The following is a 16,172-nucleotide window of genomic DNA, read 5'->3' as shown; positions in this document are numbered from 1 at the left end:
GATGCCCGTGCCCAAGAGCGTCTCCCAGCTGTTCTCGCTCGATACGCTGCTCGACGAGGAGGAGCTGGCGATCCGGGACACCACCCGCCGGTTCGCCGCGGAACGGATCCGGCCGCACATCGCGGGATGGTTCGAGGCGGGCACGTTGCCCGCGCGTGAGCTCGCGGCCGAGCTCGGCGGGATGGGGCTGCTCGGCATGCACCTCGAGGGCTACGGCTGTGCCGGGATGAGTGCGACTTCCTATGGGCTGGCCTGCCTGGAGCTCGAGGCGGTCGACTCGGGGATCCGGAGCCTGGTGTCCGTGCAGGGGTCGCTGGCGATGTTCGCCATCCACCGCTACGGCTCGGAGGAGCAGAAGCAGCAGTGGTTGCCCCAGATGGCCGCGGGCGAGGCCCTCGGCTGTTTCGGGCTGACCGAACCCGACTTCGGCTCCAACCCTGCCGGAATGCGTACTTCCGCCCGGCGGGACCGCGGCGACTGGGTGCTCAGCGGCACCAAGATGTGGATCACGAACGGATCGGTCGCCGACGTCGCCGTGGTGTGGGCACGCACCGACGACGGCATCCGCGGGTTCCTGGTCCCCGCCGACAGTCCCGGCTTTTCCGCGCCCGAGATCAAACACAAGCTGTCGCTGCGGGCCTCGGTCACCGCGGAGCTCGTACTCGAGGACGTGCGGCTGCCCGAATCGGCGATGCTGCCCGAGGCGCGTGGGTTGTCGGGACCGTTGAGCTGCCTCGGCGAGGCACGGTTCGGCATCGTCTTCGGTGCGCTCGGCGCCGCTCGCGACTGCCTGGAGACCGCGATCGACTACGCAGCCGGCCGCGAGGTCTTCGACAAGCCCCTGGCCGCCTTCCAGCTGACCCAGGCGAAGCTCGCCGACATGGCGCTCGAGCTCGGGAAGGGACAGCTGCTGGCGCTGCACCTGGGGCGGCTCAAGGACCGCGATGGGTTGCGGGCGGAGCAGGTGAGCCTCGGCAAGCTCAACAGCGTCCGCGAGGCCATCGCGATCGCCCGCGAATGCCGGACCATCCTCGGCGCCAACGGCATCACCCTCGAGTACCCGGTGCTGCGGCACGCGAACAACCTGGAGTCGGTGCTCACCTACGAGGGCACCTCCGAGATGCACCAACTGGTGATCGGTCAGGCCCTGACGGGCGAGTCGGCGTTCCGGTAGCCGCGGCGGGCCTTGTGCTCGCCCTCGCGGACGCGCACGCTGATCCAGGGGGCCGTGAGGCGAGCGGAGCCGGACATGGACACTGAGACGACCGAGATCGCACCGGATGTCTACCGATTCTCGACCTACGTCAGCGACGCCAACCTGGTCATGAACCAGTACCTGATCGACGGCGACGAACCCCTGCTGTTCCACATGGGCCAGCGCGCGCTGTTCCCGTTCACCTCCGCGGCGGTCGGCCGGGTGCTCCCACTCGACCGGTTGCGGTGGATCGCGTTCGGCCACGTCGAGGCCGACGAGTGCGGGTCGATGAACTCGTGGCTCGCGGCGGCGCCCCACGCGGAGGTGGCCCATGGCGGACTGAGCTGTTTCGTCCAGGTCGACGACCTGGCGGACCGGCGGCCCCGACCGTTGCAGGACGGCGAGGTGATCGAGGTGGGCGCTCGGCGCGTGCGTCACATCGACACCCCGCACGTGCCGCACGGGTGGGACGCCTGCCTGGTGTACGAGGAGACGACGTCGACCCTGCTGTGCGGAGACCTGTTCACGGCGTTCGGTCCGCACCCCGCCGTCACCGACAGCGAGATCGTCGGCCCCGCGCTGGCGGGGGAGGAGATGGGCCACGCGACGGCGCTGACCCCCGCCCTCGGCCCGACCATCCGGGGGCTGGCCGACCTCGCGCCCCGGACACTCGGGCTCATGCACGGACCCGCATTCACCGGGGACTGCGCAGGCGCGCTGCGCGAGCTGGCGGCGGCCTACGAGGATCTCCTAGAGGCAGAGGGGGAGCGACTGCGCGGGCAGTGACCGCGGCGGTTGGCTACGGTCCGAGTCGGTCAGGCGGTGAGCGCCTCGTCGACGGTCCGGTATCCGATGGGTTCGCCGCCGAGCGCATCGAGCCGCGCGTGCAGTCCGGACCGCACGGCCGGCCATTCCGCGTGGAGCACCGAGTAGATGGCGGTGTCGCGCCAGGCGCCATCCGCCCTCCGCTTGTCCCGCCTGTGCACGCCCTCGAGCACGGCGCCGAGCCGCTCGATGGCCGAGCGCGAGCGGACGTTCGCGGCATCTGCCTGGATCTTGACTCGGCCGAAGCCGCTCTCGAAGGCGAGCCCGAACAGCAGGAGCTTCGCCTCGGGATTGACCGCGCTGCCCCAGACCCGGGGGTCGTAGGCGGTCCAGCCGATGTGCGCGGATTCGGTGGCCTCGTCGAAGTCGCCGAGGGACGTGGTGCCGACGAGGGCGCCGTCGTGCGCGCCACCGCGGATCCGGACGCCGTAGACGTTGCAGCGGTCGAACTGCAGGTACTCCCTCGCCCAGGCCAGGAAGTCGTCCCGGTCGGCCCGATAGCCCGCGCTGCCGCCGCCGAAGCCGCCCGCGAACACCCGGGGGTCCGCGATCGCCGTGCAGAGCTCGGGAAGGTCTGCGGGAGAAAGGGGTTCGAGACAGATATACCGGCCGCGGAGGGGTGAAACCGGGGGTCGTACTGCTGGCATGGGCCGCAGTGTGCAGGTCTGAGGTGACGGGCCGGTGAATACAGATTTGACGCTCGGCGTCGGTCCGGTTCAGGTGTCGCGAGCCCGCCGCAGCGCGTACGCCTTGAGGCGGCTGAACCCCCGCACGCGCAGCGACCGCAGGGACCTGAGCTGGAGGTCGTCGTCGCCCTCCAACGCGGTGGCGAGCGTGGCGTCGACGAGCACGGCGCCGGGCCGGGCCGAACTCGTCAGGCGCGCAGCGATGTTCACCACCGACCCGTACACATCGCCGAACCTCAACAGGACCGGGCCCATGGCCAGGCCCACCCGCAGGGCGGGCAGGTCCACGGTGGCGAGGGCGGCATCCTGCAGCGCGAGCGCGATCCGCGCGGCGTCGGCCGGGTCCTCGACCGCGAACATCACCTCGTCGCCGAGGTTCTTGATCACCCAGCCGCGGCCCTGATTGATGACGGTCATCGCGGTCGACTCGAAGTCCTCGAGCAGGCGGGTCAGTTCGTCGATGTCGATGCGCCGGGTCAGGCTGGTGTAGCCGACCATGTCCGCGAATCCGATCACCAGGGTTCGGCTGTCGGTGCCGTCGCCCGCGCTGTCGAGGAACCGCGCGGCGTTGGAGGCGAGGTGCCTGCGCCACACGTACGACTGCAGCTTCTCCAGCGCAGGCAGCATCTGCTCGGCGACCAGGGTCGCCTGCGCCGCGACGGCGAGCACGTCGGCCTGATCGGATCCGCCCGCCTGCTTGACCCGGTCGAGGATGTGGCTGTTGAGCAGCCCGAGCTGCCACTCCGCCAGCCGCGCGAAGGACTGGCCAAGCGCGCGGGTCACCGGCACCTCCAGCTCCTGGTCGATGATCCCCATGTCGACGAGCGAGGTGATGGTGCGCAGCGCGTCCACATCCACATCGGTGAACATCGGCGTGTCCGGGTTCGAGTCCACCGCGAAGCCCATCGCCACCCAGAGTCGTTGCGCGCGTTCGAGGGGCACACCGGCCGCCGCGGTCGCCTGCCCGCGCGTGTACTTGACGTCGCCGCCGAGCAGGTTCCGCTCCACCTCGGCCTGGATCAGTGCGTATTCGGGCGGGATGGGGCGGCCGCCGGCCGTGTCCTCAGCCACACACGGCTCCGCGTGACGCCGAGCCGACCAGCTTCGAGTACTTGGCCAGCACGCCCCTTGTGTAGCGGGGCGGCAGCGGCGACCAGCCCTCCGCCCGCCGCGTCAGCTCGGTCTCCTCGACCATCACGTCCAGCCTGCCGGACGCCACGTCGAGCCGGATCTTGTCGCCGTTGCGCACGAACGCGATCGGGCCGCCGTCGACGGCCTCGGGTGCCACGTGCCCGACGCACAGGCCGGTGGTGCCGCCGGAGAAGCGGCCGTCGGTGAGCAGCAGTACGTCCTTGCCAAGGCCCGCGCCCTTGATGGCCGCGGTGATCGCGAGCATCTCGCGCATGCCGGGCCCACCCTTGGGGCCCTCGTACCTGATCACGACGGCGTCGCCCGCGGTGATGGTGCCGTCCTCGAGGGCGTCGAGTGCGGCCCGTTCGCGATCGAAAACCCTTGCCGTGCCGGTGAACACGTCGGACTCGAAACCGGCCGACTTGACCACCGCGCCGCCAGGGGCCAGCGACCCGCTCAGGATCGTGATGCCGCCGGTCGGGTGGATCGGCGAGCTCATCGCCCGAATCACCTTGCCGTCGGGGTCCGGCGGGGTGATGTCGGCGAGGTTCTCCGCCACGGTGCGCCCGGTGACGGTCAGGCAGTCGCCGTTCAGCAGACCCGCGTCGAGCAGGGCCTTCATCATCACCGGCACGCCGCCGATGCGATCGATGTCCGTCATCACGTGCTTGCCAAAGGGTTTCACGTCGGCCAGGTGCGGGACGCGGGCGCCGACGCGGGCGAAATCGTCCAGGCTCAGGTCGACGTTCGCCTCGTGTGCGATCGCGAGCAGGTGCAGCACCGCGTTGGTGGACCCGCCGAAGGCCATCACCACCGCGATCGCGTTCTCCAGCGATTCCTTCGTGATGATGTCCGAGGTGGTGATCCCGCGTCGGAGCAGCTCGACCACGGCCTCGCCGCTGCGCCGGGCATAGCCGTCGCGACGCCGGTCGGTGGCGGGGGGTGCCGCGCTGCCGGGTAGCGACATGCCCATCGCCTCGGCCGCGCTGGCCATCGTGTTGGCCGTGTACATCCCGCCGCAGGCACCCTCGCCGGGACAGATGGCCCGCTCGATCGCGTCCACGTCCTCGCGGCTCATCAGGCCTCGCGAGCATGCGCCGACCGCCTCGAACGCGTCGATGATCGTCACCTCGCGCTCGCTGCCGTCGGACAGCTTCGCGATGCCGGGCAGGATCGAGCCTGCGTAGAGGAACACGCTGGCCAGGTCGAGGCGGGCCGCGGCCATCAGCATCCCGGGCAGCGACTTGTCGCAGCCGGCGAGCAGGACCGAGCCGTCGAGCCGCTCAGCCTGCATCACCGTCTCCACGCTGTCGGCGATGACCTCGCGGGAGACCAGCGAGAAGTGCATCCCCTCGTGCCCCATCGAGATGCCGTCCGAGACCGAGATGGTGCCGAACTCGAGGGGATAGCCGCCGCCCGCGAACACGCCGTCCTTGCAGGCCTTGGCGAGTCGGTCGAGCGAGAGGTTGCACGGGGTGATCTCGTTCCAGGAGGACGCCACCCCGATCTGCGACTTGCCCCAGTCGGCGTCGCCCATGCCGACCGCCCGCAGCATGCCGCGCGCGGCGGTCTTCTCGAGGCCGTCGGTGACGTCGCGGCTGCGGGGCTTGATGTCGGGGGCGTTCGGGTCAGTGGGCACGGTCATCATCATCCTCCGGTCGGTCCGGCTGTGGGCGCGGAACGGGCGTCGCGTCCCGTCAGTGCCAGCAGGCGCACCTGCAGCGGGGCGTCGTCGGGCACGGAGACGGGAGGTGCGAACAGCCCACTGGCGCTCAGCATCTCGCGCTGCGCCTCGGCCTCCTCCCAGACCGCAGCGACCAGTTCGGGGTCGAGGGTCTCGTCGAGGCCTGCCGCCCGGGCCAGGTCCCAGCTGTGCACGGTCACGTCGAAGACCTGCTCCCGCAGGTAACGCTCGAGCGGCACGGTGCCGTACGAGAGGTGCACCAGGGTGGCGGGCGGCGCCACGGCCCACGCCGCGGTCGCGAGTCCCGAGTAGCGCCGCCACTCCGCGACGAGATCGTCGCCGAGCGGGTGCACGTGCGCCTGCGCCTTCTCGACGGTGAGTCCGCCGACCAGCGGCAGCACCCACTGCTGCTCGGTGATCACGTGGCGTACCAATTGCTCGGTGTCCCAGTCGGTGTCGGGGGTGGGGGCGGACCAGTCGGTGACCGCCTCGATCCGGGTCCCGAACTCGACGTGGGAGCGGCGTTGCAGCTCCAGCCATCCCAGCGCCATGTCACGCTCCTCCGGTTCTCACTGCCCGGCCGGTGGCTGGATCACGCTGAACACCGCGCCCTGCGGGTCCGCGACCACGGCCATCCGGCCGACCTCGGGCACGTCGAACGGCTCGGCCACCACCTTGCCGCCGGCCGCCTTGATCGCCGCGACGGTGTCGTCGGTGTTCTCGGTGTCGAAGTACACGTGCCAGTGGGCGGGGACGCCCGGCATTCGGGGCTTGGCGCAGCCGCCGACCTGATCCTCACCGACCTGGAGGACCGTGTACTGCCCGCCCTCCATGTCGGTGGTCGTCCCGGTGAGGCCGAGCACGGCCTCGTAGAACGGGAGGGCCTTTTCCGGTGCGGCGGTGATCAGCTCGTTCCAGATCAACGTGCCCGCCTCGTTGACCAGTCCAGCGCCGATGTGGGTGCCTGCCTGCCACAGGCCGACCGCGGCGCCGACCGGGTCGACGACATAGGCCATCCGGCCCGACGGGTCGATGTCGAAGGGGCCTGCCAGTACCGTGCCGCCTGCGGCGGTCGCCCGCGCGGTGGCCGCGTCGACGTCGTCGACCGCGAGGTAGGTGTTCCAGACCGGCGGCAGGTCCTCGGGGACATCGGGCGGCATCGCGGAGGCCGCGGCGACGTACTCGCCGCGGAGCTTCGCCATCGAGTAGATGCCACCGTCGGCGGTCGGCATGTCCTCGAACTCCCAGCCGAAGAGCCCGGCGTAGAACGCCTTCGCGGCCTCGGGGTCGGTGGTGGACAGGTCTACCCAGCTCGGGGTTCCCTGCTTGTAGCTCGAACGGGTGGGCATTGCTGCTCCTCTCGGTCGGTGCGGGCGTGACGCCCCACGGACAACGGTTCCAGCACCCGCGACGTTTGGGAAGAGGCAACCCGACCCGAATCGGGCCGGTGTCAGATGGATTCGTCGCACCAGGCGTCGCGAATCGTTCATGGCCCGGTCGCCGACTCCGGCTGTACCGCGGGAGCCGAGATGTCACAGTGCGGTCGGCAGGCCACGGACTCCTCGTCGACCACCTCGGCGACCCCAGCCGGGATCATCGCCGCGGCGATGACCGCGCCGAGCACCAGCAGGCCCGCGCAGATCAGCATCGCCACGCCGAATCCGTGCGAGAAGACGTCCGGATCGGCGAAGTCCGCGCCTGCGATCCCGGCCAGGCCCGGCAGCGCGGCGACGGCGAGCAGCTGGCTGCTGCGCGCGACTGCGTTGTTCACCCCCGACGCGATCCCGGCCCGGTCGGTCGACACCGAGGTGAGCACCGCGGCGGTCAGCGGCGCCACCAGCGCCGACAGCCCGAGCCCGAAGACGATGACGCCGGGCAGCACGTCGGTCAGGTACGAGGCGCCGGGGCCGATCCGCAGCATCAGCAGCAGGCCCGTCGCGGCGAGCAGTGGCCCGACCGTCATCAGCACGCGCGGCCCGTGGTGCTGGGCGAAGCGGCCCGCCCGCGACGAGAGCACCAGCATCAGGGCGGTGATGGGCAGCGTGGCGAGACCGGCGGCCAGCGGCGAGTAGCCCGCTGCGAGCTGTAGTTGCAGCACCAGGAGGAAGAACACCCCGCCGAGCGCGGCATACACCGCCAGGGTCACCAGGTTCGCGGCGACGAACACCCGCGAGCGGAACAGGAAAGGCGGGACCAGCGGATTGTCGGAGCGCCGCTCGACGACGACGAACGCCGCGAACAGCAGCAGCCCGAGGACGACGGGCGCCCACCGCCCGCCGATCAGGCCGTAGGTCAGCGCGCCGAGGGCCAGTGCGGCGAGCGCCGCGCCGAGCAGGTCGAGCCGGCCGTGGGCGTGGGGGTCGCGGCTCTCCGGGACGTGACGCGCGGCCACCCACACCACCGCGACCGCGAGCGGGAGGTTGATCAGGAACACCATCCGCCAGCTCGACACCTCGACGATCCAGCCACCGAGCAGCGGACCGATCGCGCCTGCGACCCCGCCGAGGCCGGACCACAGCCCGATCGCGGCGCCGCGATCGTCGGGGTCGATGGCGGCGGACAGCAGTGCGAGGCTGCCGGGGGTCAGCAGGGCGGCCCCGACACCCTGCAGGATCCGGGCCAGCACCAACAGCTCGATGCTCGGCGCCAGCCCGCACAGCAGCGAGGAGGCGGCGAACCAGACGGTGCCCCAGATGAACACCTTGCGCCTGCCGAGGCGGTCGCCGAGCGCGCCCGCCAACAGGATCAACGAGGCCAGGGTGAGGGTGTATCCGCTCAGCACCCACTGCAGGCCCGCGACATCGGTGTCGAGGTCCTCGCCGATCCGGGGCAGCGCGATATTGACGACGGTCGCGTCGAGCATGGCAAGCGAGGAGCCGAGGACCGTCGCGAGTACCACCCAGCGGCCCTTGGTCGAGCGCAGGCGGACCGTCGCACCCAGCGCGTCCATGCGCTGAACGCTACAAGGCGGCTCCGCCGCCTGTGCGCGGTTGATGAGTCCAGGGACTCGTCAACCGCGCACGGGCGCGAAGCGCCTAGCTGTAGTCGTAGAAGCCGCGGCCCGACTTCTTGCCGAGGCGACCGGCCTCGACCATCCGGCGCAGCAGAGCAGGCGGGGCGTAGTGCGGCTCGGCGAACTCGGCGTACAGCGATTCCGCCGCGGCCAGCGTGACGTCGAGGCCGACGGTGTCGAGCAGCGTGAGCGGGCCCATCGGGTAGCCGCAGCCGCCCTTCATGGCCGCGTCGATGTCCTCGGCGGTGGCGTAGCCGGACTCGAGCATCCGGATCGCCGACGTGAGGTACGGGATGAGCAGCGCGTTGACGATGAAGCCCGAGCGGTCGCCCGCCTGCACGGTGGTCTTGCGCAGGGTGTTCTTGGCGTAGTCGGTGACGGCTTTGGCGGCCTCGGGGGAGGTCACCAGGGTGGAGATGATCTCCACCAGCGGCATCACCGGCACCGGGTTGAAGAAGTGCACGCCGACGACCTGCTCGGGGCGCTGGGTGGCGCCCGCGACCTTGATGACGGGGATCGAGGAGGTGTTGGTCGCCAGGATGCCGGACGGCTTGACGATCTTGTCGAGCTTGCCGAAGATCTCGTACTTCAGCGACTCGATCTCCGGGGCGGCCTCGATGACCAGGTCGCGGTCCGCGAACTCCTCGATGTCGAGGGTCACGCGCACCCGCGCGATGGCGGCGTCCGCCTCTTCCTGGGTGATCTTGCCCTTGGCGACGCCGCGGCCGATCGAGGTCGCGATCCTGGCCTTGGCGGCGTCCGCGAACTCCTGCTTGGTCTCCAGGACGAGAACCGAGCTCCCGGCCTTGGCGCACACCTCTGCGATGCCGGCACCCATCGTGCCGCCACCGATCACTCCGACTAGCTCCACTGTCATCTCCAAACGCGTGTCGGTCGTCTTGTCTCGGGGGGTCATTCTGCTACCCGCGGGGAGCGGCCTCGGCGCCGGACCGCAGCTGGTACTTGAGGATCTTGCCGGTGGGGGTGCGCGGCAGGTCCGTGGCGAAGGCGATGTCCCTTGGCACCTTGTAGCCGGCGAGCAGGCCACGGGTGTGCGCGACCAGCTGGTCCACCGTCGCCTCGGCGCCTGGTCTGAGCAGCACGAATGCCTTCGGCCGCTCGCCCCACTTCTCGTCGGGCACGCCCACGACCGCGACATCGGCGACGGCCGGGTGCGAGACGATGGCCTGCTCCACCTCGACGGTCGAGATGTTCTCGCCGCCGGAGATGATGATGTCCTTCGCCCGGTCCTTGAGCTGGATGTAGCCGTCCGGGTGCATGACGCCGAGGTCCCCGGTGTGGAACCAGCCGCCCGCGAAGGCCTCCGCGGTGGCCTCGGGATCCCGGTAGTAGCCGAGCATCACGTTGTTGCCTCGCAGCACGATCTCGCCCATCGTCTCGCCGTCGGCGGGCACGTCGCGCATCTGCGGATCGATGATGCGCGCCGTCTCGGCCTGCAGCATGCCGACGCCCTGCCGCGAGATCAGCACCGCGCGCTCCTCGGCCGAGCACTCGTCCCAGGACTCCTGGTACTCGCAGATGGTGTACGGCCCGTACACCTCGGTGAGGCCGTAGACGTGCACGACCGTCGCGCCGAGCGACTCGAGCTGCCCGATGACCGTCGGGGACGGGGGAGCCCCCGCGGTGGTGATCCGCAGCGGCGTCGAGAGGGGATGCGCCTGTGGCGCGTCCGCGATGGTCGAGCACACCGTCGGCGCGCCGCACAGGTTGGTGATGCCGAGCGTGTCGATGGCGTCCCAGATGGCGTCGGCCCGGACCGCGCGCAGGCACACGTGGGTGCCGCCCGCGGCGGTGACGGCCCAGGGCGTGCACCAGCCGTTGCAGTGGAACATCGGCAGCGTCCACAGGTACCTGGTGTTTCCCGTGAAACCGTTGTGGAAGGTCTCGCCGAAGGAGTTCAGGTACGCCCCGCGGTGGGAGTACATGACGCCCTTGGGCTTTCCGGTGGTTCCCGAGGTGTAGTTGATCGCGATGGTCCGCTGCTCGTCGTCGATGCCCCACACCAGCGGCTGCGCCTGCGCCGCGTCGACGCTGCGCAGGAACTCGTCGTAGGCGGCGGTCGCGACGCCGGTCACCGGGTCGGCGAGGGTGATGGTCGAGTCGGGGATCTCGACGATCTCGTGCACCGACGGGACCCGGTCGCGGACGGTCGTGACCGATCCGAGGAACTCTGAGTCGACGAACAGGATGCGGGTGCCCGAGTGCTCGAGGATGTACTCGAGCTCGGGACCCGCCAGCCTCGAGTTCAGCGCGATCAGCACGCCCCCGGCCAACGGCACCGCGAAATGTGCCATCAACAGTTCCGGGGTGTTCGGCGAGAGGTAGGCGACCCGGTCGCCGGGCTCGATCCGCCCGCGCAGCGCGTGCGCGAGCTGCTCGACCTCGGCCGCGAACTCCCGGTAGGTGTAGTGCCGGTGGCCGTGGATGATCGCGGTGCGCTCGGGAAAGACGGCCGCCGAGCGTTCCAGGAAGCGCAGCGGGCTGAGCTCGGAGTGGTGGGCGGTCGGGGTGGTGGGCATGCGGCTACCTCGAGTGACGGGGCTTACAGACGGTTGTCGACGACGCTATGGCCCACTCTGCGGCGGCCGCTACCCTACGAAGTGGGTATGTGCTGATGAACGACGTGATGAGACCGAGCGACGAGGACGCGCTGCGCGGCGAGCTGCGACTCCTGCGCGGGCGCACCGCCTTCCCCGTCCTGTTCGCCGGTGCCGTCGAGAACGGCCGGATGCGGCTGTCGGGGTTCGCCGGGACCCGCAGCGCGGTGCTCCGTGGCCTGGTGATCGACGCCCGTTGCGGGCTCGGCGGTCGCGCCATGGCCGAGCAGCGTCCCGAGGCCGCCGCGGACTACTTCAACTCCAGCCACATCACCCACGACTACGACGTCCAGGTCGCCAGGGAGGGCATCGAGTCCCTGCTCGCGGTCCCGGTGGTGGTGCGCGGCTCGACGCGGGCGGCGATCTACGGTGGGCTGCGGTCGAGACAGCCGATCGGCGACGTGATGGCGGGCGAGGTGATGCGGTCCGCGTCCCGGTTGGCGAGGGAGATCGAGATCCGCGACGAGGTGGACCGCCGTGTCGCGCTGCTCGCCTCGGCCGGTGCGGGGCCAGCGACGCCGCGCGGTGCGGCGGAGTCCGAGCGGATCATCGAGAGTTATCTCGCGCTGCGCGGCCTCGCCGGAGAGGTCGAGGACGAGGCGGTCGCCGCGCAGCTGCGCGCGGTCGAGGAGACGCTGCGGTCGCTGACCGGCTGCGGTCCGGATCCGTCGGTGACGCTGTCCGCGCGCGAGTTCGACGTGCTCTCACACGTCGCGCTCGGCTGCCGCAACGCCGAGATCGCCGATCGGCTCTCGCTCAGCGTGGAGACGGTGAAGACCTACATGCGCAACCTGATGGCCAAGCTCGAGGTGAGCAGCCGCCACGAGGCAGTGGTCGAGGCAAGGCGCCGGGGGCTGCTGCCCTGACGCGTGCCTCCCGATCCGGGAGGCATATTCCGATCAACCCGTTCGAGTCCGGGCACGAGTCCATCTTCGCTCTTGACAGACACTGTCATGTTTAGAGATGCTGTCAATTAGCGATGACATCGCAGACGACATCGCTGGTGGGTTCGGTATCCGGGTTTCTTCGTGAGTGGAAGGCATTGACGATGTCGCTACGTGAGAGGCAGCGCCTCCAGGTTCGTGCGGACCTGCAGCGCGCCGCGTTCGAGTTGTTCGCCAGGGACGGCTTCGATGCCGTGACGACCGAGCAGATCGCGACGGCCGCGGGGGTGTCGCCGAGCACATACTTCCGCCACGTGCGCAGCAAGGAGGACCTGCTGCTGGAGCCGGTGCACGAAGGTGGAGCCGGCATCGTGGCGCTCGTGGAACAGCGCCCGGAATCCGAGCCGGCCGACGAGGCGCTCGCGCGGGCGATCCTGGCCCGCTCGACCACCCTCACCGCGGCGGAGATCGATCCGTGGCGTGCAGCCTTTCGGACCGCGCCCCACCTGATGGACCGCGTCACGCTGATCGCACCCGAGCACCGGGCTCGGCTCGTCGAGCTCGTCGCACGGCGTATGGGTTGTGATCCCGAGATCGACAGTCGCCCTGGCCTTCTCGTGCACCTGATGCTCGCCGCCGCGGAGTTCGGCTACCGCCAGTGGATACGCAGCCCGCAGAACCGTGGGGCGTCGCTTCCCGTCTGCGTCGAGGGGGCGCTCACCGCGGTCCTCCACCCCCGATGGGCAGCCGCGGACGGCGCCGAGGGTGAAGGGGTCGAAAGCTGATGATTCGCAATCTGATTCCAGTGAACGGACATACGGAGGTTTCGAAATGACAGAGTCGACCGTCGCGGCGCGAGACAGCGCGGACAGCATCGTCGATCTGGTCGTGGTGGGGTCGGGCGCGGCGGGGATGGCTGCGGCCATCACCGCCGCGAGGCACGGTCTCACCACGGTGATCGTCGAGAAGTCGGAATTCTGGGGCGGCTCGTCCGCGCGGTCGGGTGGCGGGGTGTGGATCCCGGGCAACTCGGTGTTGCGCAGCCAAGCGCCCGCGGACGATCGCGAGGCGGCGAGCGACTACCTCACCAGCATTGTCGGGGAGGACGCCGACGCGGATCGCATTGCCGCGTATGTGGATCGCGGGCCCGAGGCCCTCGACTTCCTGATCGACAACTCGGCGCTGAAGCTCGAATGGGTGCAGGACTACTCCGACTATTTCCCGGAAGCACCCGGCGGCCGGGCCACCGGGCGTTCGTGTGAACCGGCACCGTTCGATGCGCGCGCCCTGGCGGATGAGGATCTGGCCACGCTGCATCCGCCCTATATGAAGGCGCCACTCAATGTCGTGGTCCAGCAGTCCGACTACCGGTGGCTCAGCACCGGGCTGCGGAGCTGGCGTGGCCCTCAGCGCATGCTGAAGGTGGGTGCTCGGTCGATGCTGGCCAAGGTGCGTCGACAGAAGCTGCTCGGTCTTGGCCCGGCACTGATGTCGCAGTTGATGATCGGTGTGCGCGCCGCGGGCGTGCCCGTGCGGCTCAACACGGCGATGACGGACCTGATCACCGACGGAGCTCGGGTGGCCGGTGTGGTCATCGAGAGCGACGGAACCCGATCGCGCCTGCTCGCTCGCCGTGGGGTGGTGCTCGCGTGCGGCGGGTTCGACAACAACGGTGCGATGCGGGAGAGGTACCACCGCGCGCCCAGCAGCGCCGAATGGACTCTTGGCGCCCCCACCAACACCGGCGACGGGATCAATGCCGCGCTGCAGTCGGGTGCGGCGATCTCGTACATGGACGACGCCTGGTGGGCCCCGTCGATCCCGTTGCCGAAGGGCCCGTGGTTCGCCCTCGCCGAGCGGTCACTGCCCCGCAGCCTGATGGTCAACGACCGGGGACAGCGCTTCATGAACGAGTCCCTGCCGTATGTCGAAGCGACCCATGCGATGTTCGGCGGCCCGTATGGGCAGGGCGACGGCCCGGCCGAAAACCTCCCGGCGTGGCTGATCTTCGACCAGACCTACCGGAATCGGTATCTGTTCGCGGGTGTCCCCGCCCGTAGGCCGCTGCCGCGATCCTGGCTGCGATCGGGAGCGATCGTCACCGCGGGGACGATCGCAGAGCTGGCGCTCGAGATCGGTGTGCCCGTGGACTCCCTCACGGGGACGATCGAGCGGTTCAACGCCCACGCACGCACGGGCACCGACCCCGACTTCCACCGCGGGGAAAGCAAATACGACCACTACTACGGCGACATCACCAACAAGCCCAACCCCAGCCTCGGCGAGCTGACCAAGGCGCCCTTCTATGCCGCGAAGATGGTGCCGGGAGACCTGGGAACCAAGGGTGGCGTCAACACCGACAGCGCAGGCCGGGCGCTGCGCGAGGATGGGTCGATCATCGAGGGGCTCTACGCCGCGGGCAACACCAGCTCGCCCGTCATGGGCCACACCTATGCCGGTCCCGGCGCGACCATCGGTCCCGCGATCGTGTTCGGCTACCTCGCGGCACTCGACGCGGCCGGCCGCTCGTCAGGAGATGAGTCCTAGGCTCAGGCTCAGGCGCCGCGCGCGGCGCCCGCGTGCAAGTTCTTCGCCGTCGGCGAGGTCGGCACCTGCTTGGCATCCGGGTACGTGTGCAGGACCCGGTCGGCGGTGCCGGCGGTGGTGACGGTGAACCAGTAGTGCTCGTTCTTGTAGTGGTGCTGGCGATGGTTGAGCCAGATCGCGTGGTAGATACGGGATTTCGGACGGTAGTCGCTGTGGATCAGGTAGTGCGTCCACTCGTACACGAGTCCGATCGCGCCGATGACGGTGAGGAAGGTCAGGGCGAGGCCCGGCCGGGGGAAGGCGAGCGCCGCGAGCACGGCCAGGGTCGGGATCAGCCAGACCAGGGTCTGCCAGGGAATGAAGATCAGCGGCACGTCGCGCGGGTCCGCGTGGTGTTCGCGGTGACTCCGGGCGAGCAGGGAATCGAGCGTCATGCCCGCGACGGTCTTCGGTCGCCAGTGCAGGATGCAGACGTGGATGGTCCACTCGACGAACGGGAACGCGGCCAGCATGACGACCGGCAGCACGGCGTCGCTCAGCTGCCAGTCGCCGACGACGAGGCGGCCGATCAGCGCGGTCACCAGGATCGCCGAGATCATCCAGGGGGAGGGATGTCGCCAGAATTCCGTTGCGGCGGTCCGCAGATCGACGGGCTTCCTGCCGCGCGCGGGCCGTGTATCCGTGCTCATCTCGTTCCCTCCAGGCTGTCGATGATGGTGCTGATCGCGGTGGTGCCCAGCTCCAGGAGCTCGACGGCCAGGCGTTCCGCGGCGTCCTCGTCCCGCTCGGCGATGGCGTCGGCGAGGCGGATGTACGCGTCCGTTCGGCCCACTTCGGCCTTCATCACCTCGCCGAGGGCGGCCATCGTGGGTTCGTAGGCCTGACGCAGGCTGTTGAAGATCAGGCGGAAGGCGATGGAGTCGGCGCCGTCGACGACGCATTCCCAGAAGGCCAGGGCATGCCGTTGCAGGGCGACGGGGTCGTCGTCCGTGCCGAGCGCGTGAACCGCGTCCCGCAGCTGTGTGGCGAGTTCGGTCCCTGACCGGGCGGCCGCCAACCGGGCGACCTGGGAGCCGATCATGGAGCGGGCCTCGAGGACGCTGCGCACCACGGCCCAGTCGGGCTGCCCGCCACGGATGAGGAGCCTCGGCAGCAGCTCGGGGCCGCCGTGGCGCCGGAAGTCCTTGACCGATGTCGAATCCCCCTGCCGCACTTCGACGAGGCCGGAGTGCGCCAGCTTCTGCAGCGCCTCCCGGACGGCGGGACGGGAGACCCCGAGCGCTTCCGCCAGGTGGCGCTCGCTCGGGAGCGAATCGCCGGCGGCGAGCTCGCCGCCGAGGACGCGGGCGGTGATCTGTTCGAACACGGCGCCTGAGGCGGACTGCCGCACGATCGGCTCGAAGGTCATGTGACCGACGCTAGGCCTGATGTGGTCAGTGGTCAAGTGGTAAGACCAGTTGCAGCTGCGCTGCCGTGGGGGGGGGGGGGGGGGGGGGGGGGGGGCACCCCCCCCCCGGGGGGGGCCCCCCCCCGCCCGGGGGGGGGCCCACCCACCAGACCGCGTGCCTCGCCCCCCGGGGGGGGGGGCG

15 protein-coding genes are annotated in these 16,172 nt (G+C 70.2%); 5 read left to right on the top strand and 10 right to left on the bottom strand.

Features of this window, described 5'->3' with window-relative positions; translation table 11 throughout:
* The first annotated feature begins 1 nt into the window (after position 1).
* Both ABIC28_RS06220 and ABIC28_RS06215 read left to right on the top strand, forming a co-directional pair.
* Complete coding sequence (locus ABIC28_RS06220; RefSeq protein ID WP_097213441.1) at positions 2-1,174, top strand: acyl-CoA dehydrogenase family protein; 1,173 nt, start codon at positions 2-4, stop codon at positions 1,172-1,174.
* Positions 1,175-1,249: 75 nt separating this feature from the next.
* Entirely contained in the window at positions 1,250-1,981 is a 732-nt protein-coding gene (locus ABIC28_RS06215; protein ID WP_097213440.1) for an oxygen-binding di-iron domain-containing protein, read from the top strand.
* A gap of 29 nt (positions 1,982-2,010) precedes the next feature.
* On the opposite strand, the gene ABIC28_RS06210 is transcribed toward ABIC28_RS06215, so the two are convergent.
* The 8 genes from ABIC28_RS06210 to ABIC28_RS06175 form a co-directional block, all read right to left on the bottom strand.
* A complete protein-coding gene (locus tag ABIC28_RS06210) occupies positions 2,011-2,667 on the bottom strand; it encodes a GNAT family N-acetyltransferase (protein ID WP_097213439.1) in 657 nt (218 codons plus the stop codon).
* A gap of 69 nt (positions 2,668-2,736) precedes the next feature.
* Positions 2,737-3,777, bottom strand: a complete 1,041-nt coding sequence (locus tag ABIC28_RS06205; RefSeq protein WP_257017703.1) for an adenylate/guanylate cyclase domain-containing protein — start codon at positions 3,775-3,777, stop codon at positions 2,737-2,739.
* On the bottom strand, positions 3,770-5,482 hold the full coding sequence (ilvD, locus tag ABIC28_RS06200; RefSeq protein ID WP_179800672.1) for a dihydroxy-acid dehydratase: 1,713 nt from the start codon (positions 5,480-5,482) through the stop codon (positions 3,770-3,772). The genes ABIC28_RS06205 and ilvD overlap by 8 nt, the downstream gene beginning before the upstream one ends.
* A 2-nt stretch (positions 5,483-5,484) precedes the next feature.
* Positions 5,485-6,072, bottom strand: coding sequence for a TIGR03086 family metal-binding protein (locus ABIC28_RS06195; RefSeq protein ID WP_097213437.1), 588 nt, complete (start codon positions 6,070-6,072; stop codon positions 5,485-5,487).
* A gap of 18 nt (positions 6,073-6,090) precedes the next feature.
* Positions 6,091-6,870 (bottom strand): VOC family protein, encoded by a 780-nt coding sequence (locus ABIC28_RS06190; RefSeq protein ID WP_097213436.1) that lies wholly within the window; start codon positions 6,868-6,870, stop codon positions 6,091-6,093.
* A gap of 137 nt (positions 6,871-7,007) precedes the next feature.
* Positions 7,008-8,471 (bottom strand): MFS transporter, encoded by a 1,464-nt coding sequence (locus ABIC28_RS06185; protein WP_209928139.1) that lies wholly within the window; start codon positions 8,469-8,471, stop codon positions 7,008-7,010.
* 85 nt (positions 8,472-8,556) lie between these two features.
* Complete coding sequence (locus tag ABIC28_RS06180) at positions 8,557-9,405, bottom strand: 3-hydroxybutyryl-CoA dehydrogenase (RefSeq protein ID WP_269588743.1); 849 nt, start codon at positions 9,403-9,405, stop codon at positions 8,557-8,559.
* Between the two features lie 49 nt (positions 9,406-9,454).
* Positions 9,455-11,074, bottom strand: coding sequence for a long-chain-fatty-acid--CoA ligase (locus tag ABIC28_RS06175; protein ID WP_097213434.1), 1,620 nt, complete (start codon positions 11,072-11,074; stop codon positions 9,455-9,457).
* A gap of 95 nt (positions 11,075-11,169) precedes the next feature.
* Between ABIC28_RS06175 and ABIC28_RS06170 the strand changes: the two genes are divergently transcribed.
* The 3 genes from ABIC28_RS06170 (at position 11,170) to kstD (ending at position 14,583) form a co-directional block, all read left to right on the top strand.
* Positions 11,170-12,018, top strand: a complete 849-nt coding sequence (locus ABIC28_RS06170) for a response regulator transcription factor (RefSeq protein ID WP_354578026.1) — start codon at positions 11,170-11,172, stop codon at positions 12,016-12,018.
* A gap of 182 nt (positions 12,019-12,200) precedes the next feature.
* Entirely contained in the window at positions 12,201-12,821 is a 621-nt protein-coding gene (locus ABIC28_RS06165; protein WP_269588742.1) for a TetR/AcrR family transcriptional regulator, read from the top strand.
* 46 nt (positions 12,822-12,867) lie between these two features.
* Positions 12,868-14,583: a 3-oxosteroid 1-dehydrogenase gene (gene kstD / locus ABIC28_RS06160; protein WP_354578023.1), complete on the top strand. Its 1,716-nt coding sequence runs from the start codon at positions 12,868-12,870 to the stop codon at positions 14,581-14,583.
* An 8-nt stretch (positions 14,584-14,591) separates the two neighbouring features.
* Here kstD and ABIC28_RS06155 read toward each other — a convergent pair whose 3' ends face one another.
* Positions 14,592-15,272: a sterol desaturase family protein gene (locus ABIC28_RS06155; protein ID WP_354578021.1), complete on the bottom strand. Its 681-nt coding sequence runs from the start codon at positions 15,270-15,272 to the stop codon at positions 14,592-14,594.
* The gene (locus ABIC28_RS06150; protein WP_097213430.1) at positions 15,269-15,991 is read right to left on the bottom strand and encodes a FadR/GntR family transcriptional regulator; all 723 of its coding nucleotides are present in this window, start codon (positions 15,989-15,991) and stop codon (positions 15,269-15,271) included. The genes ABIC28_RS06155 and ABIC28_RS06150 overlap by 4 nt, the downstream gene beginning before the upstream one ends.
* Positions 15,992-16,172 lie beyond the last annotated feature (181 nt).

Source organism: Rhodococcus sp. PvR044 (assembly GCF_040548995.1).
GTDB lineage: Bacteria > Actinomycetota > Actinomycetes > Mycobacteriales > Mycobacteriaceae > Rhodococcus_G > Rhodococcus_G oryzae.
Note: the sequence above shows the minus strand (reverse complement) of the source record. Positions and strands in the feature narration are given on the sequence as shown.

Excerpts from the sequence above, each read along its gene's own strand:
- ABIC28_RS06220 (WP_097213441.1), top strand. The coding sequence starts at position 2 with ATGCCCGTGCCCAAGAGCGTCTCCCAGCTGTTCTCGCTCGATACGCTG.
- ABIC28_RS06215 (WP_097213440.1), top strand. The coding sequence starts at position 1,250 with ATGGACACTGAGACGACCGAGATCGCACCGGATGTCTACCGATTCTCG.
- ABIC28_RS06210 (WP_097213439.1), bottom strand. The coding sequence starts at position 2,667 with ATGCCAGCAGTACGACCCCCGGTTTCACCCCTCCGCGGCCGGTATATC.
- ilvD (WP_179800672.1), bottom strand. The coding sequence starts at position 5,482 with ATGACCGTGCCCACTGACCCGAACGCCCCCGACATCAAGCCCCGCAGC.
- ABIC28_RS06195 (WP_097213437.1), bottom strand. The coding sequence starts at position 6,072 with ATGGCGCTGGGATGGCTGGAGCTGCAACGCCGCTCCCACGTCGAGTTC.
- ABIC28_RS06190 (WP_097213436.1), bottom strand. The coding sequence starts at position 6,870 with ATGCCCACCCGTTCGAGCTACAAGCAGGGAACCCCGAGCTGGGTAGAC.
- ABIC28_RS06185 (WP_209928139.1), bottom strand. The coding sequence starts at position 8,471 with ATGGACGCGCTGGGTGCGACGGTCCGCCTGCGCTCGACCAAGGGCCGC.
- ABIC28_RS06175 (WP_097213434.1), bottom strand. The coding sequence starts at position 11,074 with ATGCCCACCACCCCGACCGCCCACCACTCCGAGCTCAGCCCGCTGCGC.
- ABIC28_RS06170 (WP_354578026.1), top strand. The coding sequence starts at position 11,170 with ATGAACGACGTGATGAGACCGAGCGACGAGGACGCGCTGCGCGGCGAG.
- ABIC28_RS06165 (WP_269588742.1), top strand. The coding sequence starts at position 12,201 with ATGTCGCTACGTGAGAGGCAGCGCCTCCAGGTTCGTGCGGACCTGCAG.
- kstD (WP_354578023.1), top strand. The coding sequence starts at position 12,868 with ATGACAGAGTCGACCGTCGCGGCGCGAGACAGCGCGGACAGCATCGTC.
- ABIC28_RS06155 (WP_354578021.1), bottom strand. The coding sequence starts at position 15,272 with ATGAGCACGGATACACGGCCCGCGCGCGGCAGGAAGCCCGTCGATCTG.
- ABIC28_RS06150 (WP_097213430.1), bottom strand. The coding sequence starts at position 15,991 with ATGACCTTCGAGCCGATCGTGCGGCAGTCCGCCTCAGGCGCCGTGTTC.